This window comes from Chryseobacterium mucoviscidosis, assembly GCF_002177115.1.
GTDB lineage: Bacteria > Bacteroidota > Bacteroidia > Flavobacteriales > Weeksellaceae > Chryseobacterium > Chryseobacterium mucoviscidosis.
Genome location: NZ_MVAG01000084.1, coordinates 30,059 through 52,038 on the forward strand (window position 1 = coordinate 30,059; position 21,980 = coordinate 52,038).

23 protein-coding genes are annotated in these 21,980 nt (G+C 34.0%); 19 read left to right on the top strand and 4 right to left on the bottom strand.

The window, feature by feature from the left end; genetic code table 11:
* Positions 1–21 precede the first annotated feature (21 nt).
* Genes radA through B0E34_RS04650 form a run of 4 tightly spaced genes read left to right on the top strand, consistent with a single transcriptional unit; the run spans position 22 to position 3,360 of the window.
* Complete coding sequence (gene radA, locus B0E34_RS04635; RefSeq protein ID WP_076390791.1) at positions 22–1,374, top strand: DNA repair protein RadA; 1,353 nt, start codon at positions 22–24, stop codon at positions 1,372–1,374.
* A 23-nt stretch (positions 1,375–1,397) separates the two neighbouring features.
* Positions 1,398–2,066: a class I SAM-dependent methyltransferase gene (locus B0E34_RS04640; protein WP_228423017.1), complete on the top strand. Its 669-nt coding sequence runs from the start codon at positions 1,398–1,400 to the stop codon at positions 2,064–2,066.
* Positions 2,063–2,770 (top strand): VanW family protein, encoded by a 708-nt coding sequence (locus B0E34_RS04645; protein ID WP_087707269.1) that lies wholly within the window; start codon positions 2,063–2,065, stop codon positions 2,768–2,770. Before B0E34_RS04640 ends, B0E34_RS04645 begins: the two co-directional genes overlap by 4 nt.
* Positions 2,767–3,360 carry an acyl carrier protein phosphodiesterase gene (locus B0E34_RS04650; protein ID WP_087707272.1) on the top strand — a complete coding sequence of 198 codons (594 nt, stop codon included), beginning with the start codon at positions 2,767–2,769 and terminating at the stop codon, positions 3,358–3,360. The genes B0E34_RS04645 and B0E34_RS04650 overlap by 4 nt, the downstream gene beginning before the upstream one ends.
* Before the next feature lie 3 nt (positions 3,361–3,363).
* Here the strand turns inward: B0E34_RS04650 and B0E34_RS04655 are convergent, their stop codons facing one another.
* Genes B0E34_RS04655 through B0E34_RS04665 form a run of 3 tightly spaced genes read right to left on the bottom strand, consistent with a single transcriptional unit; the run spans position 3,364 to position 4,390 of the window.
* Entirely contained in the window at positions 3,364–3,864 is a 501-nt protein-coding gene (locus B0E34_RS04655; RefSeq protein WP_087707275.1) for a DUF6702 family protein, read from the bottom strand.
* Entirely contained in the window at positions 3,861–4,163 is a 303-nt protein-coding gene (locus B0E34_RS21235) for a hypothetical protein (protein WP_087707277.1), read from the bottom strand. The genes B0E34_RS04655 and B0E34_RS21235 overlap by 4 nt, the downstream gene beginning before the upstream one ends.
* Entirely contained in the window at positions 4,139–4,390 is a 252-nt protein-coding gene (locus B0E34_RS04665) for a hypothetical protein (protein WP_087707280.1), read from the bottom strand. The genes B0E34_RS21235 and B0E34_RS04665 overlap by 25 nt, the downstream gene beginning before the upstream one ends.
* 69 nt (positions 4,391–4,459) lie before the next feature.
* Here B0E34_RS04665 and B0E34_RS04670 point away from each other — a divergent pair, with 69 nt between their 5' ends.
* The 9 genes from B0E34_RS04670 (at position 4,460) to B0E34_RS04710 (ending at position 14,213) form a co-directional block, all read left to right on the top strand.
* A complete protein-coding gene (locus B0E34_RS04670; RefSeq protein ID WP_087707283.1) occupies positions 4,460–5,038 on the top strand; it encodes a HupE/UreJ family protein in 579 nt (192 codons plus the stop codon).
* A 68-nt stretch (positions 5,039–5,106) separates the two neighbouring features.
* The gene (locus tag B0E34_RS04675; protein WP_087707286.1) at positions 5,107–7,491 is read left to right on the top strand and encodes a M1 family metallopeptidase; all 2,385 of its coding nucleotides are present in this window, start codon (positions 5,107–5,109) and stop codon (positions 7,489–7,491) included.
* A gap of 54 nt (positions 7,492–7,545) precedes the next feature.
* Positions 7,546–8,268 carry a DUF3108 domain-containing protein gene (locus B0E34_RS04680; RefSeq protein WP_087707290.1) on the top strand — a complete coding sequence of 241 codons (723 nt, stop codon included), beginning with the start codon at positions 7,546–7,548 and terminating at the stop codon, positions 8,266–8,268.
* Between the two features lie 78 nt (positions 8,269–8,346).
* Positions 8,347–9,234, top strand: coding sequence for a hypothetical protein (locus B0E34_RS04685; RefSeq protein WP_087707293.1), 888 nt, complete (start codon positions 8,347–8,349; stop codon positions 9,232–9,234).
* Positions 9,235–9,385: 151 nt separating this feature from the next.
* Entirely contained in the window at positions 9,386–9,664 is a 279-nt protein-coding gene (locus B0E34_RS04690; RefSeq protein ID WP_029295711.1) for a co-chaperone GroES, read from the top strand.
* 47 nt (positions 9,665–9,711) lie between these two features.
* A complete protein-coding gene (locus B0E34_RS04695; protein WP_076390783.1) occupies positions 9,712–10,068 on the top strand; it encodes a four helix bundle protein in 357 nt (118 codons plus the stop codon).
* A gap of 74 nt (positions 10,069–10,142) precedes the next feature.
* The gene (groL, locus tag B0E34_RS04700; protein ID WP_087707296.1) at positions 10,143–11,768 is read left to right on the top strand and encodes a chaperonin GroEL; all 1,626 of its coding nucleotides are present in this window, start codon (positions 10,143–10,145) and stop codon (positions 11,766–11,768) included.
* Between the two features lie 267 nt (positions 11,769–12,035).
* Entirely contained in the window at positions 12,036–13,337 is a 1,302-nt protein-coding gene (locus B0E34_RS22450; protein WP_087707299.1) for a hypothetical protein, read from the top strand.
* 273 nt (positions 13,338–13,610) lie between these two features.
* Positions 13,611–14,213, top strand: coding sequence for a hypothetical protein (locus B0E34_RS04710; protein WP_123956536.1), 603 nt, complete (start codon positions 13,611–13,613; stop codon positions 14,211–14,213).
* Positions 14,214–14,252: 39 nt separating this feature from the next.
* Here B0E34_RS04710 and B0E34_RS04715 read toward each other — a convergent pair whose 3' ends face one another.
* Entirely contained in the window at positions 14,253–14,504 is a 252-nt protein-coding gene (locus B0E34_RS04715; protein ID WP_087707305.1) for a helix-turn-helix domain-containing protein, read from the bottom strand.
* A 270-nt stretch (positions 14,505–14,774) separates the two neighbouring features.
* Between B0E34_RS04715 and B0E34_RS21710 the strand changes: the two genes are divergently transcribed.
* The 6 genes from B0E34_RS21710 (at position 14,775) to B0E34_RS04740 (ending at position 21,731) form a co-directional block, all read left to right on the top strand.
* Positions 14,775–14,903 (top strand): hypothetical protein, encoded by a 129-nt coding sequence (locus B0E34_RS21710; protein WP_262484724.1) that lies wholly within the window; start codon positions 14,775–14,777, stop codon positions 14,901–14,903.
* 91 nt (positions 14,904–14,994) lie between these two features.
* A complete protein-coding gene (locus B0E34_RS04720) occupies positions 14,995–15,894 on the top strand; it encodes a hypothetical protein (RefSeq protein WP_087707308.1) in 900 nt (299 codons plus the stop codon).
* Positions 15,895–16,164: 270 nt separating this feature from the next.
* A complete protein-coding gene (locus B0E34_RS04725; RefSeq protein WP_087707311.1) occupies positions 16,165–18,339 on the top strand; it encodes a UvrD-helicase domain-containing protein in 2,175 nt (724 codons plus the stop codon).
* Positions 18,340–18,404: 65 nt separating this feature from the next.
* Positions 18,405–19,484, top strand: coding sequence for a serine hydrolase domain-containing protein (locus B0E34_RS04730; protein WP_087707314.1), 1,080 nt, complete (start codon positions 18,405–18,407; stop codon positions 19,482–19,484).
* 184 nt (positions 19,485–19,668) lie between these two features.
* Entirely contained in the window at positions 19,669–20,472 is an 804-nt protein-coding gene (locus B0E34_RS04735) for an alpha/beta fold hydrolase (protein WP_087707316.1), read from the top strand.
* Positions 20,469–21,731 (top strand): glycosyltransferase, encoded by a 1,263-nt coding sequence (locus B0E34_RS04740; protein WP_087707320.1) that lies wholly within the window; start codon positions 20,469–20,471, stop codon positions 21,729–21,731. The genes B0E34_RS04735 and B0E34_RS04740 overlap by 4 nt, the downstream gene beginning before the upstream one ends.
* Positions 21,732–21,980: the final 249 nt, after the last annotated feature.

Genomic DNA, 21,980 nt, shown 5'->3' on the forward strand with positions numbered 1-21,980 from the left:
AATATTTCAGAACTTCGCAGTATGGCAAAACTCAAAACAGCATATTTCTGTCAGAACTGCGGAACCCAGTATTCCCAATGGATGGGACAATGCAAAAACTGCGGACAGTGGAATACCTTGGTGGAAGAAGTGGTGGAAAAAACAACTTCACACAAAACGCCGCCTTTTTCAAAGACCAAACAGCACGTCATCAATATCGTTGAAGTTGAAACCAATGAAGAACCGAGAATAAAAACACCTTCCGAAGAACTCAACAGGGTTTTGGGAGGCGGAATTGTCTTAGGATCTGTCACCCTGATCGGCGGAGAACCGGGAATCGGTAAGTCTACCCTGCTTCTTCAACTCGCTCTGAAAATGAAGAAAAAAGTTTTCTATGTTTCGGGGGAAGAAAGTGCTTCTCAAATTAAAATGAGAGCCGACCGTCTGACTGATATCCAAAATCCCAACTGCTTTTTGTTTACAGAAACCAATCTGGAAAAAATTCTTCATGAAGCTAAAAAACTGGAGCCCGACTTTGTGATTATCGATTCCATTCAGACATTGCAGTCACAGCTCATTGAAAGTTCGCCGGGAACGGTTTCCCAGATCCGCGAATGTTCCAATGAGATTATTAAATACGCCAAAGAAAACAATGTTCCTGTGTTTTTGGTAGGTCACATCACGAAAGACGGACAAATTGCCGGTCCGAAAGTACTGGAACACATGGTAGATGTGGTTTTGAATTTCGATGGTGACAGAAATCACCTTTTCAGATTATTGAGAGCCAACAAAAACCGTTTCGGATCCACTTCCGAGATCGGGATTTATGAAATGATTTCTCAGGGTTTAAAGGAAATTAAAAATCCATCGGAAATTTTAATCACCAAAAAATTTGAAGAACTTTCCGGAAATTCGGTGGCGGTAACTTTGGAAGGAAACCGTCCGATGCTGTTGGAAATTCAAGCTTTGGTGAGTACCGCAGTTTACGGAACACCGCAGAGAAGTTCCACCGGTTTTGATGCCAAAAGACTGAATATGCTTCTTGCGGTTCTGGAAAAAAGAGCAGGTTTTCAACTCGGAGCAAAAGACGTTTTCTTAAATATTACCGGAGGCATAAAAACCGATGATCCGGCTTTAGATTTAGCGGTTGTCGCTTCCATTCTTTCATCCAATGAAGACATTGCGATTTCCGAACATTATTGTTTTGCGGGAGAAATTGGTTTAAGCGGCGAAATACGTCCGATTGCACAGGCGGAACAAAGAATTACCGAAGCGGAAAAATTGGGCTACGAAAAGATTTTCATTTCTAATTTAAATAAACTTCCGAAGAAAAAATTCGGGATTAAAATAGAAGAAGTAAGCAAAATAGAGGATTTTCACGAGAGGTTATTTTAATTAAAAACACAAAATATTAAATGATGAAAACCAGCATTCTCAATTACTATAATCATCTTGCAAAAACCTATGACGAAAACCGTTTCGGGAATTCCTACGGAAAATATATTGATGAACAGGAAAGAGCTTTTTTAAATTCATTTTTTGGAAATAAAAGTTATTCAAAAGTTCTGGATTTAGGTTGCGGAACAGGAAGATTGCTGAATTTTGCCACTCACGGCGCAGATTTCAGTGAAGAAATGCTGAATATTGCCCGAAAAAAATATCCTGAAAAAATTTTAACCAAAGGAGAAATCTCAAAAATCCCTTTTGTGGATGAATTTGACTGTATTTTCTGTTTCCACGTCATTATGCATCAAAACAGAAAGGAAACAGAAGCTTTTTTAGATGAATGCTTTTCGAAATTAAACAAAAACGGAACTTTAATTTTCGATTATCCCACGAAAAACAGACGAAAAGTTGTTTCTCCACAGGAAGATTGGCACGCAGGAAACAGTTTTACACCCAAAGAAATTTCTGAATTATCCGGAAAACGATGGAAAATTAAAAATTCAACCGGAATTTTACTGTTCCCGATTCATAGAATTCCTAAAAGCCTAAGAAAATATTTTCTTCCGCTGGATATTTTGCTGTGTAAAACATTCCTGAAAAACAGGGCTTCTTATCACATTGTTGTTTTAGAAAAGATATGAGACAGCAACTACGAAAACTCCTTCCACATGGTTTTAAACTGCAATGGAAATTATTGAGAAGATATATTAACGAAAGCAAAACCCAATATTCTTATCCGAAATATTACAGCTCAGAAAACATCGGAGAATATAAAATTGAGCTTCGGCAGGTCATAAAAAAAGGAGAATTTTATGATAACAAACTTCATAATCTGAAGATTGTCGGAGAAAAAATCAACCATCTGATTATTCATCCCAACGAAGTTTTTTCTTTCTGGAAACTGATCGGAAAACCGAATGAGAAAAATAATTTTAAAGAAGGGAGAAATTTAATTAAAAACAATATTTCGAGTGATTTTGGAGGCGGAATCTGTCAGTTTTCTTCAATTTTATACTTTTTAGCATTACAGTCAGGTTTAAAAATCCTTGAAAGATTTCCTCATTCCATAGACATTTATAAGGATCATGAACGTTTTACGCCTTTAGGTTCAGATTGTACCGTGGTTTACGGCTACAAAGATTTACAGTTTCAGAATACGCTTTCGTTTCCGGTTCAGTTGCAATGTTTTGTGAATGATGAAGAACTTTATGTCTGTTTTCTTTCACCGGAAGAAATCGTTGTGAATACAATCAATTTTAACTATTCTGAAACAGAAAACGGAGTGTGGGTTGAAACTTTACAGAACGGTAAAGTTTTGCTTAAAAATTTCTATATTCGTTTATGAATTATTTGGCGCATTCCTTTCTTACTTTTACAGACGGACAGATTGTCGGTCAGTTTCTGGAAGATTTCATTAAAAACAGAGACCGCTATTCTTTTCCGAAAGATATTCAGGACGGGATCACTTTACACCGCGCTATTGATACTTTTACAGACGGTCATCCTGCCATTCATGAAGCAAAAAAAGTATTTGCACCTTTGGTAAGATTGTATGCCGGAGCTTTTGTGGATGTTTCTATGGATTATTTTGTAGCGAATGATTTAAGCCTGAATTCTCTGGAAGACTGGAAAAATCATTCCCGAAAAGTTTATCGTGTTTTAAATGAAAATTATGAATTTCTTCCTGAAAACTTCAGAATCATGCTTGAAAAAATGGAAGAAGGCGATTGGCTTTACAACTACCGCTTCGAGAAAAACATCGGCTACAGTATGAGAAACGTTTTGAACAAGGCAAAATATTTAAACATTGATATTCCCGTTCACGAAGCTTTTTTAAAGAATAAAGATTTTCTTCAGGAATGTTATGATGATTTTTTTCCTGATTTATTGGAACACGCCAAAGGAATCAATGCACTTTTACAGCTCGAAAATTAATTTTTAAAACTGCTGAAACAAATAACGATTCGGATAGGTTAGTTTTTCACTTTTTCGGTTTCCGTTAACGATGATGTGAACAATATTGATCTGATCGTCAAATAAGTTATACAGAAAACTTACTGCTGCTTCTACTTTTTTCGGGTTGTCTATTTTTTCAGATTCAAGGTAAATATTTACCGATTCATGATCTTCTTCGTAACCTACATAATTAACATTCAGAAATTTATTATTGCCTTTTAGCTTAAAATATTCCGCGGAATAATTTTTAAGAGATTCGTTGAGCTGTGTTTTGAATTTCGGATCGTTGAAATGAAGCGATTTGCTGTATTTATTATTCAGTCCGTTTTCCAGATCATCCAGAAAAAAACGCCCTGTAATTTCAAACGTTTTAGATTTCTGGTTATAATTAATTTCTACAGAACCTACATGATAAGGATGTTTTGCCTTTGTAAAAGAGAAAAATATAATTAAAACGGTAAAGAAGAAAAACAGTTTTTTCATTGTAATAAATCAAGGATTTTTTGTGGATCTTGTCGCATATCGAAGAACAGTAGAACTTTAATTTTAGTCTCGCTTTCTTTTCGGAAGAACATTCTTACGTGTTTTTTGCCGATTAATGCTGAACGGATGTCTTTAGAATATTTTTGAAAAAGTAGGAATTTACCTTCCTTCAATTGATTTGTTACTTTTTCTGCTTCATCTATAAAAATCCCCATCTCTTTCTCAGTCCACGTTTGGGAGAGAAACTCAAGAATATTTTCATAACTCCGGCTGGCTACTTTCGAGAATATAATTCGCACGCTTTTTTTCTTGCATATGAAAAAAACTCCTCTTCTGAAATCATGTCTTTTTCCTCAAGGCTGTCTGCATAATCTGCCAGTTTATCTATAAACCATTTTGGCGTTCCGTCTTCATAAAATTCTTCCTCTTCTTTTACAGAAACAGATTTCACACCTTTTATTTTCTCTAAAAGTTGTTTGATAAAGACAAAATCTTCAGCATTTTCTAATTCTATATTAACAAGCATACCATTGAATTTTATAACAAAGTTAAAATAAATTTTGTATCATCGCGTTTCAAAAATAATATTGGAAAAATGCAGGATTTTTTATTCTATCTGAACCTCGGCTGGGAACACATTATTTCTTTGGATGCACTCGATCATCAGCTTTTTGTTCTGGCTTTAATTGCGGTATATTCTTTTAGCGATCTAAAGAAAGTTTTAATTCTTGTCACCGCTTTCACCATCGGTCATTCGATTACTTTGGCATTAAGCACTTTTGACATTATAAGAATCAATTCAGACTGGGTAGAATTTCTCATTCCGCTAACGATTGTTTTAACTTCGCTGAATAATATTCTCATCCGAAATAAAAAACAGTCTCAGAATAACGCCAATTATTATTTAGCCTTAATTTTTGGATTGATCCACGGAATGGGCTTTGCGAATACCGCAAGAGTGATGATTGCTAAAAGCCAGAGTATTGCCATTCCTCTTTTAGGCTTCAATATCGGTTTGGAATTGGGACAGATTGCGATTGTTTTCGGGATTTTAATGCTGCTCTTTATTTTGCTTAAACTATTCAAAGTAAACCAGAAAGACTGGATTCTTTTTGTCTCTTCCGGCGTATTTGCTTTATCCTTAAAAATGACATTAGAAAGAATTCCTTTTTAACGCTGAAACATTTTCAAATTTTCAGCTACTTATTATTATATTTGAAAATCTTTAAAACAATTTCGGTTATGAAACTAAAAGTTGCCATACTTTCTCTTTCTGTATTTGCGTATACAGGTTTCACCGCACAGAATATTCAGAATAATCCGGGAAGCAACCACGGAAATAAATTCGAACAGTTAGGAACCATTCTTCCTACGCCTAATATCTACAGAACCGCTTCCGGAGCTCCCGGTCATGGCTATTGGCAAAACAGAGCCGATTACGAGATCAATGCTTACCTTGATGAAGACAAAAGAAATTTAAAAGGTTCTGAAACCATTACGTATTACAATAATTCTCCGGATGATCTGGATTATATCTGGCTTCAGCTTGATGAGAATCAACAGTCAACGGTAAAGAAAGCCGACTTTCCGTTCTCTTCTACCCTTCCGAAAGCAGCAACAGACCAACAGTTGAAAGCTTCTGAAGTTCCGGCAATTGATAATGGTTATGGAGTAAATCTTGAAAAAGTAACGGATGCTTCAGGAAATCCTTTGAAATATACCGTCAATAAAACCATGATGCGTATTGATCTTCCTAAAGTTCTGAAAAAAGGAGAAAAACTGGTTTTCAAAGTAGACTGGAATTACAATATCCCGAACCGAATGAAAATGGGTGGTCGTGGCGGTTACGAAAACTTCCCTGAAGAAGGAAACGATCTTTACACCATGACGCAATGGTATCCGAGAATGTGTGTATACAGCGATTTCCACGGATGGCAGAATCATCAGTTTACAGGAAGAGGAGAATTTGCTCTGGTTTTCGGAAATTTTAAAGTTTCGATGAATGTTCCCGCAGATCATGTTGTGGGTGGAACCGGAGAATGTAAAAACTACGATCAGGTTTTAACATCTGAGCAATTGGCAAGATATAACAAGTCTAAAACTTCTACTGAACCTGTAGAAATCGTGACTCTGGATGAAGCTAAAAAAGCAGAGAAAAATCATTCCAAGCAGAGAAAAACATGGACTTTTGAAGCAAATGACGTGAGAGATTTCGCATGGACTTCATCAAGAAAATTTGTGTGGGACGGAATGGGCGTTACGATTCCTGAAAACAACAATAAAGTAATGGCAATGAGCTTTTATCCTAAAGAAGCTTATGGATTATACAGAAAATATTCAACCAAAGCAGTTGCGCATACTATCAAAACCTATTCAGAATTCACCATTCCTTATCCATATCCTGTTGCGCAGTCTGTAGAAGCAGCAAACGGAATGGAATATCCGATGATCTGCTTCAATTACGGAAGAACGGAAAAAGACGGAACCTATTCCGAAGGAATTAAAAACGGAATGTTGGGCGTTGTGATTCACGAGGTGGGACATAATTTCTTCCCGATGATCATTAATTCAGACGAAAGACAATGGAGCTGGATGGACGAAGGATTAAACACTTTCGTGGAATATCTTACCGAAGAAAAATGGGATAATAAATTCCCGTCAAAAAGAGGTCCGGCGTGGACAATTGTGGATTACATGAAACTTCCGAAAGATCAGTTGGAGCCGATTATGAGCAATTCTGAAAACATTATTCAGTTTGGTCCGAACGCGTATTCCAAACCGGCAACCGGATTGAATATTCTTCGTGAAACGATCATGGGAAGAGAACTTTTTGATAAAGCTTTTAAAACCTATGCGAAAAGATGGGCTTTCAGACATCCTGAACCTGCAGATTTTTTTAGAACGATGGAAGACGCAAGCGGTGAAGATCTGGATTGGTTCTGGAGAGGCTGGTTCTATGGAACTGATCCTGTAGATATCGCGATTGATAAAGTGACGATTGCAACTCCGGATTTGAATACTGCTCCAAGAGAAGCCAAAGAAAATAAATATAAAGTTGATAAACCGGCTCTGAATGAATTTGAAGATATTTCAAAAATCAGAAACAGAGAAGATAAAAACATTACTTTCTATGTAGACAAAGACAAGGAAGCTCAGGATTTCTATTACAGATACGACAGAGGTCAGGAAAAAGTGGATAACAACAAAGAATACACTTCCAAATTCGACGGAACCGAACCTTTAACGCAGAAAGAAAAAGATAAATTTAAAAATCTTACCGCTTATCAATTTGATTTCGTTAACAAAGGAGGTTTGGTAATGCCGATTATTTTAGAATTTACTTTTGAGGACGGAACAAAACTTACCGACAAATCTTCTGCACAGATCTGGAGAATGAACGAGCAGAAAGTTTCTAAAACGTATTATTTTGAAAAGAAACTGAAATCTGTTCAGCTAGATCCGATGAGAGAAACTGCCGATATTGATACTTCCAATAATTTCTGGAGCAACGACGGCGGAACAGCACAGGTTTCCAAATTCGATCTATTTAAACAGAAAGAAGCAGGAAATGCAAGAGGCGCTTCTAACGGAAAAGTAAACCCGATGCAGGCTGCAGGGAAAAAATAAGCCGAAAAGTTCTGTAACTTTTACATAAAGGGCACTACTTATTATTAAAAAATCATGAGACTATTTCTGATCCTTTTAATAATGAGCAGTGCCCAATTTTTTGCTCAGAAAACCATTGTTCCAAGTAATGTAAAACTCGAATCGCAATACATTAAAGATGAAATTTCCGATGCAGTATGGTACGCCGAAAAAGGTGATCAGAAAATGGAAATCGGAAAAATAACCTCTGAGGTAAAAAAGTTAGACAAAAACAGACTTCTTCTTAAAACTACGGTAAAGATGAATCAGGCTCCGGACAAACCATGGACGGATTCTACGGTGGTTAGAATTTCAGATTTTCAGCCGATGTATCATTCTTCCTACAATATGATGAGAGACATGGTGATTAAGTTTGAAAAAAATAAAGCAACAGGATATTATTTCGATAAAAAAACACAGAAAAAAGACATTATCGACGAAAAAATTTCTACTGAATATTTTGACAGCAATGCGTATCCCGCAATCATAAGATTTATGCCTTTAAAAGAAAATATATCCGCAGAAATGCCGATTTTCGATTATAATCCGGCTGCTAAAAAAGGCGTTATAAAAGCCTATGTGGAAAATATAATCAAAGGAGATCTTAACGGTAATAAAGTCTGGATCGTAAAAACAACAGATGATATTCAGGACAGAAAGTCCGTCGTTACTTACTACATTGATACTTCAACAAGGAAGGTTTTAAAACAGGAAATAGATTCCGACGGAAGAAAAATGGTTATGGAATCTGTGAAATAAAAAGATTATTCTTTAAAAGTATTCAGAATCTGGATACTTTTTTTAGATTTGCACCTGATAAAAAACTTTAAAATATCCATGAAAAAACTTAGCCTTTTATTGGTGTTTATTCTTTCAGCACAAAACTTTTTTGCACAATCTCTACAATTTTATACAGGAAAAAGGGATTTCCTTCCCATAGAAATTCTAATGGAAGACGGCAGTACGAAAAAAGGATTTGCACAAGACTTTATGCTTCCTGATGTTGCAACATTCAGTTTCATGGGAAAAGGACCTAAATATGCCAATTTAGACAGAAAAGAAGTAAAATTTAAATCTTCAAAAAGCGATACCCAAGTACAATTAATCCCTGTTTCTGATATTAAAAGTTTATTGTATACAAATGAAGAAACCCAGGAGCAATTTCAACTGGACAAACGCCTGGTAAAAGAAATCAACAAAGATCAGGAACTGGAATCCGAAGGAAAAGTACTGATGCTTCCTTTGATGGAAAAAGGACTGATAAATCTTTATGGTTACAGAAGCATGATGTGCAAGGCAGATTTTGGAAATAATTATTCCGCAGCTTCCAATGGAAACGAAAACGATTGTCAGTTAACTTATGTAATGGTTTATTTAAGCAAACCAGACGACACCGTTGCCATTGCGCCGGTAGATTATCCTTCATTAAGTCCCTTAGATTTATTTAATCTTAAAACATTATACAAGAAATTCTATACAGCCTATGAAATAGTAGGAGCAGACTGTCCTGAGTTTCTGAAAAAAGTAGATGAAGCAAGACAGAACGATTATTTTTCCAATAAAACTTTTAAGGAAAAGAAAAGAGCAACAGATGACGAAAGAAAAGCAGCACTTAAAGGTAAAAGAGGAGCTGAAGCATCAAAAATAAATATGAAATATAAATCAGCAATATACACTGATATCTATAAAAAACTGATCGACGATTACGAAGATTCTTGTCATTAATAAAATACAAGTCACCTCATTTTTGAAGTGACTTTTTTTCTGCCAAAATTTCCGTTCAAAAAAAATTAGTCTGCCAAAATTTTCTTTTGCCTGTGTTGGCATACAATTAGAGAATTTCAAGACAGAAATAATTAAAAAAATTAAATATATTATGTCAGTAAACTTTAAACCATTAGCAGACAGAGTTTTGATCGAGCCGATCGCTGCAGAAACTAAAACAGCTTCAGGTATTATTATTCCGGACACCGCAAAAGAAAAACCTCAGGAAGGTACTGTTGTGGCAGTTGGCCCGGGCAAAAAAGATGAGCCTACAACTGTAAAAGTGGGTGACAAAGTTCTTTACGGAAAATATTCAGGTTCTGAATTGAAATTGGAAGGAAAGGATTATTTAATTGTAAAAGAAGGAGATTTACTAGGAATAATTGGCTAATAGCTTTTTGCTTTTGGCAGATGGCTTTCCAGCATTGAAAATAGTAAATGAGAGATTTCAAAAAATTTGAAGTTTGGCAATTAAGCCATCAACTGACTTTAAAAATTTATACCTCAACCAAAAATTTTCCAAAGGAAGAAATGTTTGGGTTGACCTCTCAAATCAGGAGATCATTTGCTTCTATCGGATATAATATTTCGGAAGGAAGCGGAAGAAATTCAGATAAAGAGTTTGCTAATTTCATCAATATTGCGCTGGGATCATCCAACGAAGCAGAAAACCAATTAATTCTTGCTAAAGATTTAGATTACATTAATGAAAATGAATACCAAAATCTTTCAGAAGAATTAACCCTGCTAAAAAAGAAGCTTGTCACGCTTTGGAACAGGCTTAACGGAAATTAAAATCAAATTATAAAAAATAAACCGCGAATTGCTAAAGCCAAAAGCTAAAAGCAAATCGCCAAAAGCTTAAAACAATGGCAAAAGAAATAAAATTCGATATCGAATCAAGAGACGCTTTAAAAAGAGGTGTTGATGCATTGGCTAATGCAGTAAAAGTAACTTTAGGACCAAAAGGTAGAAACGTAGTCATCGAAAAATCTTTCGGTGCTCCTCACGTTACCAAAGATGGGGTTTCAGTTGCAAAAGAAATCGAACTTGAAGACAGAGTAGAAAACATGGGAGCGCAAATGGTAAAAGAAGTGGCTTCCAAAACCAATGATATCGCAGGAGACGGTACTACTACCGCTACTGTTCTGGCACAGGCTATCGTAAGAGAAGGTCTTAAAAACGTAGCTGCAGGTGCAAACCCAATGGATTTAAAAAGAGGGATCGACAAAGCGGTTGCAACAGTGGTTGAAAACCTGAAAGCTCAGTCTCAGGAAGTTGGAGATTCTACAGATAAAGTAAAGCAGGTAGCTTCTGTTTCTGCGAACAACGACGAAACAATCGGTGCTTTAATCGCTGAAGCGTTCGGAAAAGTAGGTAAAGAAGGTGTTATCACAGTAGAAGAAGCTAAAGGAATCGATACAACGGTAGACGTTGTAGAAGGGATGCAGTTCGACAGAGGATATCAGTCGCCGTATTTCGTGACAAATCCTGAAAAAATGTTGGCTGAACTTGAAAATCCATACATCCTTTTGGTTGAGAAAAAAATCTCTTCCATGAAAGAATTACTTCCTGTTCTTGAACCAATTGCTCAGGGAGGAAAATCTTTATTAATTATCTCTGAAGAAGTTGAAGGAGAAGCTTTGGCAACTTTAGTGGTAAACAAATTAAGAGGTTCTCTTAAAATTGCTGCAGTAAAAGCACCTGGATTCGGAGACAGAAGAAAAGCGATGTTGGAAGATATCGCAATCTTAACAGGAGGACAGGTAATTTCTGAGGAGCAAGGTTTCACAATGGAAAACATTTCTTTAGATATGTTGGGAACTGCTGAGAAAGTTTCTATCGACAAAGACAACACAACGATTGTAAACGGTGGTGGTGACGACAGCAAAATCAAAGGAAGGGTTGCACAGATCAAAGCTCAGATGGAAACTACTACTTCTGACTACGACAGAGAGAAACTTCAGGAAAGACTGGCTAAATTAGCAGGAGGTGTTGCTGTACTTTACGTAGGTGCTGCTTCTGAAGTGGAAATGAAGGAGAAAAAAGACAGAGTGGACGATGCGCTTCACGCAACAAGAGCTGCAGTAGAAGAAGGTATTGTTGCAGGTGGTGGTGTTGCTTTGGTAAGAGCAATCGCTTCTCTTGAAAGCCTTTCCGGTGCAAATGCAGACGAAAATACAGGAATTAAGATCGTGAAAAGAGCAATCGAAGAGCCATTGAGACAAATCGTTGTCAACGCAGGAGGAGAAGGTTCTGTAATCGTTGCGAAAGTAGCAGAAGGAAGCGGAGATTTCGGGTACAATGCAAAAACAGACGAGTATGTAAACATGCTTGAAGCTGGTATCATCGATCCAACAAAAGTAACAAGAGTTGCCCTTGAAAATGCAGCTTCTGTTTCAGGAATGCTTTTAACAACAGAATGTGTAATCACAGAAGTGAAAAAAGACGAACCAGCAATGCCAATGGGTGGCGGAATGCCGGGAATGATGTAACAGCGTGTCGCTAAGACCATTCAATATACTAACCGCTCTATTTTATAGGGCGGTTTTTTTGTTTCTATTATGGTTTTCCTTAAGTAAATAGTATATTTATTATTTATATTTGATAATAATAAATGGTTAAATCAACGCAAATAGCAATGTATAATCACATATTATTAATATACTTAATTAAATTAATTAATATTAATTTGATAAATGTATAATTTAGATATTATTGAGATTTAAAACTAATTGCATAAAAATAAAAATAGTTAAAATATGGGAGAAACAACTCAACCCAATAGTATTGCTCCTCAAATTGTTTTACCTGAGGAGCAATTAACATACTTACAAAAAGAACTAATAAATGTTCGACCGGAATTATTTGATAATAAATATATCAATGAAGCACATCGAGTATTAACTGCTGGAGGTTTAAGAAGTGCTATTGGTTGTTATTGGAATGCGGTAAGCGATGATTTAAGAAGAAAAGTAATGCACCGTAGCTTAGATTTATTTAATAAAGAAATGAATAAAAATGTAAAGGATTATGAAGGTTTTCAACGTGATGTAACTGATAATGATCTTATTGAAGGAGCATACAAAATTGGTGTATTAAGTTGGGAAGCAAAAAAAGTTATACATCAGGCAAGGGAAACAAGAAATATATTTGATGGTCATCCCGATAGTTCTGATCCTAGTTTATTTAAGGTTCTAAATATGTTAGCTGATTGTAATAAATATGTGTTATCTCAAGAATTTCCAGTACCCATAATTAATGTAAACGATTATATAACAAAAATGGATACAGATACTTATGATAAACATGAGTTAGCAGTTGAGCAAGCATTCATCGATTTACCTATAATTTATAAAACTGAGATGGCAAATAAATTTTTCACTTACTATATTTCAGATACTATTTCCACTAGATTTAGAGGTAATATAGAGTTTAGTTTTCCTATTTTATGGAGAGTTTTACCTAAAGAATCTAGAGAACAAATTAGTCAACGGTTTGACAAAATGTATTTGGAAGGTGACGCTGATAAAAATGAAAAAGGCATTGAATTGTTAAGCCATGTGGACGGACTACGTTATTTAAGTACTACAACACGAAAGTTAATATTTGAACCTAAAATTAAAGAATTAGAAGAAAATTTAGATAATTGGAATGAAGAAGCTAGAATAGCAAAAGATTTATACAGTTATGGCTCTGTTATTCCAGACACATTAGTTAGTCGTTTTGTAAATGCTATTACTTTAACATATGTAGGTTATAAAGGTTCAAGTTATAGTTATGCAAGAACTGCATTTTATTCGGATGGAGCCGCTTCACGAATTTCTAAAATGTTTGAAAAATTTGATAACAAATCCGCTGAAGAATTTGTAAAAACTATTAAAACTGATACAACATTAAAATCAAGAATTAGTAGTGTTGGTCAATTACGTAGATTAAGAACTTTAGGAGATATTTTATTGAATAAACCAGAAATAACTGGAGAAGTTAGAACATTTATAGAACTTTTAGTTGATGAAGAAAAAACAAAAGAATTTTTTCAAGAATTAAATAAGAAAAATTAAAAAAGTTACATAAACCGATGTTACAGATTTGCAATCCGTGCTATCGGGTTATCAATTTATAATATAAATAGCTTTTTAAAAATAAAATATATGATAAGTGATTTATCCGATGTCGCGGATTTACAATCCGTGACATTTTCCTATCAAAGAATTTCGTTCGTAAAAATTTCCAATCAATGCTTATACAATATAAAAATTTAAATCACGGATTAAAAATCCGCAATATCGAGTTAAATTAAAAATAATGAGAAACGATATCAAAAATTATTAAATATGAAACGATATAAATTTTTCATTGTTATACTTTTTATCTTAGGATGGAATATAATGTATGCTCAGTCTCGACTTCCTTTATACAAAATGGTTATGAATAGTGATGCTATACTAATAGCCGAAACAACAGAATTTTCGTATAACAATAATCAACAAAATGAATTTTATATAGAAAATAATATAAAATTTGGAAATACTTTCACTATTTTAAAAAATAGATACAATCAAAATTTTAAAAAGCTAAAAGTTAAAATTGAGACCAATAATAATGATTTTTATGAAAATATTAACGGTGAAGAATGCTCCGGAATAAGTAATATTATACAAAAAGACAAAAAATACTATAATATATTTTTTATTAAAAGAAAAGACAAGAAATATTTTATCATTGCCCATTTATGGAATAATATTCTAGTAGAAGATTTACCTTTTTTTGAAAATAATGTAAACAAGATAAATTTAATTTCCAGAGAGAAAAATTTAACAAATAAATACAAGAAAATAAAAGAATGGTTTGATAATTCAAATAAAAACCACCCTACTGGATATATGATAGAAACTCCCTTAACAGAGGAATTAATCAACTTTTTCAAAAAAAGATAATTAATAAACTACCCTGATGCAAATCTGCGATATCGAGGTTTACTCATCAATTTTATACTTTTCTATATCAAAGTCAAAATCAAATAATTCTTTTGGATGAATCTGTAATGCTACGGCAAACTTTATCATAGTTTTCAAAGTTAAATTTCTTTTTCCTTTTTCATATTTACTTACTTCTGCCGAATCAATACCTGTTAAAAATTCCAAATCTTGTTGAGTTTGGTTATTTTTCATTCTAATTTCAGAAATACGTTTTCCTATCAAAATTTGCAGGTCTTTGTGAAAATCCATTAATACTATGTTTTCATCTAAATTGCATTTATAAAAAATAAATATTATTGGGATATATGCCAGTATTGTGATTTTTTGTTATATTTGTCGAATAAAAGCATTTAATATAAAATCAATTGATTATTTAGAGATTAAAAACACAATTTATCATATACCCTTGGTTTGTATAGGCAGGAAGTTCAGGCATTTTTACAACTTCCTCCTGTACAGCCAGAAAAATGTAAAAACAAATAACCAAAACCAAATTTATCAGATAACAAAAACAACATGATGAATTCAAGAAAACTTAAAATTTATTCAAGATTTCAGAAAAGCAGCAACCGACTGATCATCGTTCCGGAAATCCGCCTCAGAGGAAAATGGCTGATGAACTCGGCTTCGGAGAAGGAAAAATGGTGAATATTCAGCAGAAGAAAAACAATGGTTTGTGTATGCATACAATCTACGAATGTGTAAATTTGAAAGTCAGCCGCAATGAATTAAAATCACTATGAAACATCTCTTGATCTGCATTTTTATTTCTGTGTTGCTTGTAAGTTGCAGCGCTTCAAATCTCAATAAAAAAACAGGTAACGATGCTGCGCCTGTTTATACTACAACAAGTTATCTCGACATAAAGCTGGATTCTAACAAACAACTTCCTTCCAATCCGTACATTCTGGAATTTACAAACGGTAAAAAAACAGTGATGTTTTGCGGTGTAGCTCATCTCACAGACGATTCGGATATTGAAAATCCAATGTTTGCAAAAATTGAGCAGAACTTTTTTGCCTTCAGACCCAATATTGCCATTAATGAAGGAGGCGACATCTCAAAGAAAATTTATACTTCTAAACAGGATGCCTTATTAAAGGATGGAGAAATTGGATTAACCAAAATACTGAGTGACAGTTTAAAAATAAAAACAGTTGACGGAGATCCGCCAGTTTCCTTCGAGTTTAAAGAATTACTTAAAAGCTATTCTAAAAAAGAATTCTTGGCGTACATCATTACAGAACGCCTTATGTGGGGACTTAAAGGACAGCACATTACAGACCTCCGCGAAATAGAAAAAAGATACAATACATTTATAGAAAACTATATCATTAAAAAAGGCGGTGTAGCATTATCCAAGTCCGAACAGAAGTTCAGTTTCTATAAATCCGGTTATGAGCAGCTGTTGAAACGTCCTTTCGACATTTTGGAACTTGAACCTACAAATCCCTTTGAACCCGTGGGGAAATTTCAGGAAATCGGAAGAAAATCCAAAGAAATACGCGACCAGTTTTTACTAAGTACCGTTGATAAATTATTAGACAGCAACGACAGAATATTTATTGTTTTTGGCGGATGGCATTTATTAACCTGTAAACCCGGACTTGAAGAAATCATTAGCAGAAAAAGAGAATAACTTTTATTAATATTTAAAAAGATGCGGCGGATTTGAAATCTGTGACATTTCCCTACCCAAGAACCTCGTTCGTAAAAATATCTAAAAACTAATATCAGAATATTTTTCACTTTACTATAAGTCCTGAAATTAATCCGATTACAAATATACTATACCGATTTTATTAAACTTTTTTACTATATTTAAATTATTGCAGTTCGCTTGAAGTTCGGGAATATAAAGAACCGTTATAAATAAGGCGATAATCAATAAAAAACTAAAAACAAAAAAGTGAAAACAAATTTAAGTGCTTTAAATGAGAAACAGCAAGATGCCGTTATTAGCGAAGATAAGAGACTTTTAGTTCTTGCAGGAGCAGGTTCAGGAAAGACAAAAACACTTTTGCAAAAACTCATTTACTTAATTGAAGAAAAAAATGTGAATCCTTCCGGCATTCTTGCGATTACTTTTACAAAAAACGCAACAAATGAGATGATTGACCGGCTTATCATTTCTGCAGACGAAAGTGGTGAATACGAAAAACAACTTTTTGACAAGCAAAAAAGCATTGCAGACAAAGAAAAAGAAAGATTTTTACAACAGAAGAAATACACATGGATCGACGGACTTACCATTAAAACTTTTCATAGCTTCTGTTACAGTGTTTTACGTAATTATGGTGTAAATGAGTTTGATAACAAATTCAAAATAATAGGAGACGAAAAGCGCGACGACGAGAGTGAACTTTCAAAACACATTGCTCCCGAAACGGCTTTTGAAGTAATGCATAAATTACTTATAGACGAATGTGAAAACACAGAATACCTGTTAAAGCTGAAACGCTATATACTGGATTATATCATAGACAAAATCCATTTAAAACAAATAGATCCTAAATATATACCCAAAGACGGAAAATATTTTACTACACTTAACGGAACAAAAGTACGTTCGAAATCAGAACAATTTATTGCAGATTGGTTTTATCGCCACAGCATAAAATTCGAATATGAACCTTTGCTAAACATTAAAGATTTTACTTTTACTCCTGATTTTTATATCCCGAATGCAAATCTTTACCTTGAGCACGTTAGCAATAAAAGTTACTCAACAAAAGATAAAGAAGAACAGTTTAAAATAGGAAATTTTTTGCTAATCAGGACTTTTGAAAGTATGACAAAAGATTCTGCTTTGTTCAATCACACGCTCGACAAAATTGTTAAAAATCGTTTACCATCAGATTATCACCAAAATATTTCCATAAACTTTAAAGAAGAATTTAATGGCTATCATGAAAACGTGAAAGATTTTATTCTACAAATCTTAAGAATTACTGATATGATAAAAGTTGAAAACATCTGCATAGATAAAGTTTCAGAAAACGCTGGGAAAGATCAACACGAACGTGTACGCTTTTTTTATGAGTTGGCAATTCCCATTGTGAAAAAATATATTCATTATTGTACAAACAAATCTTACCTTGACTTTAACGATTTAATTTCACGAACAGCTTCATTGTTTCAAAATCACGAAGATATAGCAAACAAATACAAAGGAAAATTTCAATATATCTTGGTTGATGAGTTTCAAGACGTAAACAATTTACAAGTAGAGCTTATTAAATTATTACTTACCAACAATACCCAGTTATTCTGCGTTGGTGATGATTGGCAGAGTATTTACGGTTTCAGAGGATCAAATGTGAGCTATATTGTAGAATTTGAAAAACACTTTGCAAATGCAAAAACAATAAAACTCAATCTAAATTATCGTAGCACACAAAATATTGTTGGTGCAAGCAACGAAGTTATTAAACATAACAAATTTAAGGTAGAAAAAGACGTTCAGGCATCAAAAAAATCCGAACATAAGATCGTTGTTTTCGCAGGAAATACAGAAGACGAAAATCTGCAATTTTGTACAGATAAAGTAAAAGAGCTGTTAGAAGACGGGATAAACAATGATGAAATTTTATTTCTGTACAGACGAAGTAAGATGTTTACGCCTTATTTTTTCAGATTTAAAAATGAAAATATTCGTGTTCAGAGTAAGACAATACATGCATCCAAAGGACTTGAAGCAAAAGTTGTTTTCATTATTGGTTTAACGGAAGGCAATGGTGGATTTCCGGATATTTGGCTTGAAGACAGGATTTTCCAAGTGATAAAACAAGCAAATCACGATCTGCTTATGGAAGAAGAAAGACGTCTATTTTATGTTGCTATTACCAGAGCCAAAGAAAAGCTTTTTTTAATTACTCAAAAGGGAAATGAATCGAGTTTCTTAAAAGAAATTCCAACTACATACACAGTTCGAACTACAAACAAAATTAAACAGGTTTTTGATAAGGTAATCCTGTGCAGCACTTGTTTCAGCCAATTAGAAAAACTTCATAAATTTTGTCCATATTGTGGACAAAAAATATCAGAACAAAAAGACGAAATTGAAAACAATGAAAAAGAATAGATTTCCAAAGTGTTAAAATTTGCCTGCGTGTTACAAAAATATAATGATGTTACAGCAAAAAACCGATGAAAAAAATAACCTCCCTCCTTTTCATAATACTGTCAATTATCTGTTTCGGGCAGAAAACCGTTCATTTTGCTGATTCTATTCGCAAAGCGTTTCATATTCCCGAAATCAGCTACGCCGTAATCGACAGCAAATCTACACTGGAAATTGCAGCATTAGGAAAACATTCAGTTGATCTTCAGGACACGGCAACTCTAAACGACAGATTCCACATTGGTTCCAACACCAAAGCAATGACTGCATTTATCATTGCCAAATATGTGGAAGCCGGAAAATTAAAATGGACGACCAAATTTTTCGATCTTTTCCCCAAATGGAAGTCGAAAAGCAAACCCGAATACGCCAATATTACGTTACAGGATCTCCTTTCCCACAAAGCAGGAATTCAGCCGTTTCAGGGAGAAGACGATCCCAAAATTCCGGATTTTAAAGGAACTCATCAGGAAAAAAGAAAACAGTTCGGAGAGTTTGTACTGACGTTAGAACCTGCAAAAACAGACGAACAGCATCCTTTTGTCTATTCCAATGCAGGATATACTTTAGCGACTTTAATGGTAGAAAAAGTAACTGGTAAAAACTGGGAACAACTGGTTGATCAGGTCTTTAACAAAGATTTAAAATTAAACGTACAATTATCGTGGCCGGAAAATCAGGATAAGAAAGACACTTGGGGACATTTTACAGAAGATGGTAAACTACAACCGGTTCCTTCCACTTTTGATTATCATCTGGATTACACAGAACCTTCGGGAGATATCAATATAAAACTGAAAGATTATATCAAATTCATTCAGCTTAATATTCAGGGGCTTGAAGGAAAAAACAATTACCTGAAAGCCAAAACGTATACTTTTATTCACAAAGGAATTCCGAATTATTCGATCGGATGGTTTAATATTTACGAGAACGGAAAGGAACTTTCTACCCATTCCGGTACAGCAGGAACGTATTACAGCCTTGTTCATATCGACAGAATAAAGCACAAAGCGTATATTATTTTCGCCAACTCTTTTAATCCGGATACTCAACAAGGCGTGAGACTGTTGATGAGAAAACTGAAGGAAAATTATGGAAGTTAGGATTTTTTGTTGAAGATGAGAGCCTTGCAACAATTGAAGCTCAGATGTCGCGGATTTTTAATCCGTGACGTTTACCTACCAAGAACATATTTCGCAAAAAATTTGCAACCTATACTTTCAGAATATAAAAATTAAAATCACGGATTACAAATCCGCGAGATCGGGACAATAATACTTTGAGAAAATGAACAAAATTATTTTATTACTTATTTGCTTGACAACTTACAATTTTGGACAAGCTCAAACAATTGACACACTTATAAATGTTGGAAATCACAAATTGCACTTTAACATTATTAAAGGAAAAGGAACACCAATCCTTTTTGAAGCAGGAAATGGCGATGATGGTAGTGTTTGGCAATCAATAACAAACGAAATTCATAAGCAAACAAAAGCTACAATAATAACTTATGACAGAGCTGGGTTAGGAAAAAGTGAAATTGATACGACAAAAATCAGCTTCCAAAACGAAGTAAAAGACTTAGAAATAGCTTTAAAAAAATTAGGCTATTCTAAAAAAATATTCATTGTTTGCCATTCTTTTGGTGGTTATTATGCTTCATTATTTACTCATCGGAATATAAAAAAGGTAAAAGGAGTTGTTTGTATAGACATTGCTACACCTTGCTTTTTTACAAAAAAATGGTCGGATGAATTTATCCAAACAATAAAAGAGGAAGATTGGAAAATGATTAAACAATATAAACCAGGTTTGTTTTATGCTTTAAATAGCTTTTCAAATACAGCCGAATTTATGCAAGACAAGTTTTTAAGTTCAAAAACACCTGTAACAATGATTATGGCGGAAAACATCCAACCAATGATAAAAGAAGATGAAAAGGAAAAATGGATAAATTGTTGTAAGGAATTGGGAACAATGCCAAATCATAATTTTGTAATTGCTAAAAATGCTGACCATAAGGTTTGGGAGAGAAACCCAGCAATCGTTATTGAAGAAATAGTAAAACTGTACAAAAAAACTAAATGAACATAGGAATATTTACCTACGGAACAAGAGGAGATTTACAACCATATGTCGCATTGGCTCTTGGACTTATGGAAAAAGGGCATCAAGTAACCCTTTCTGCAACGGAAGACTTTAAAGACTTTGTTGAAGGTTTTGGTGTCGCATTTCAGCCACTTTGGGGAAATGCCGAAACAATGATGAACTCAAAAGAAGGACAAAGCATTTTGCAGACAGAGAACTCAATAAAATTAATGAAGTATTATTTCAAAGTACTTCACGACAACAGAGACCCTTTGAGAAAAAGCTATTATGAAGCAATTTCAAAAGTTGATTTTATCATTGCTAACTCAATGACACTTCCAATTTTAAGTGCTATTGCTGAAATACAAAATAAAAAAGTTGCATTAAGTTATTTTATGCCACCGGTTGTTCCAACGGTTGAATTTCCATTAGGTGATTTTGATTTTTTTAATTTTCCTTGGTACAATAAACTCACTTATAAAATCGCACAAGGTTTCTTTTGGAAATTCATAAAACAAGACACCAACGAGTATAGAAAAGAACTTGGTTTGCCTGAACTAAAAGAGAATTTAGTTACATATCTTGACAAACAAAAAATATTGGACTTGTACTGTTTAAGTCAGTCATTAATTCCACAACCAAAAGACTGGGAAAGCCATCATAAAATAACTGGTTTTATAAATATTCCAAAACACACACGAGAAAATCATTTTTTGGACCAAACAACAAGCGAACTTTCTGAATGGTTATCTAATGGCGACAAACCCATTTATATTGGTTTCGGCAGTAATGGAGTTGGTAACACAGCAAAGTTTTCTAAAATCTTGACACAAGTTTTAGAGCAAACCAATGAACGAATTTTGTTTTGTACAGGCTGGTCACAGTTTGACAATTTGCCAACAAACAAAAATTTATTTGTAACGAAGTATGTAAATCACGAAACAATTTTACCACAATGCAAAATAGGAGTTTTTCACGGTGGTGCAGGAACTTTGGCAACGATGTTAAGACACAATTTACCAGTAATCATTGTTTCATTTTATACAGACCAACCAACTTGGGGGAAAATTGTTGAACGAAAAAAATTAGGTGTACATATTCCTGTAAAAACTTTATCGGCTGACAAACTAATTTCGGCTATTCAAAAAGTTCAAATAAAGGAAATAGAAAATAATGTTTCAATAGTTGGGCAACAAATCAGAGACGAAAATGGTCTTGACAATGCTATAACTGAAATTGAAAAATACTTTAACGAATGAAATTAATACGGCACATAACATCGGTTTGGCAATATGGCGGCTGAAGTGCTTCTATTAAACATTTGTGCAAGGTTCAATAGCAGTAATTCTATTGAACTTTTGTGCCAAAATTCCGCCACATCGCAAAGCCGAGCTGATCGTTAGCTGTAATCTTAAAACAACGGAACGCAAAAATGAAAATCATAAAAATTATACCATTTTTATTACTAAATTTTCCAGATGTCGCGGATTTGCAATCCGTGACATTTA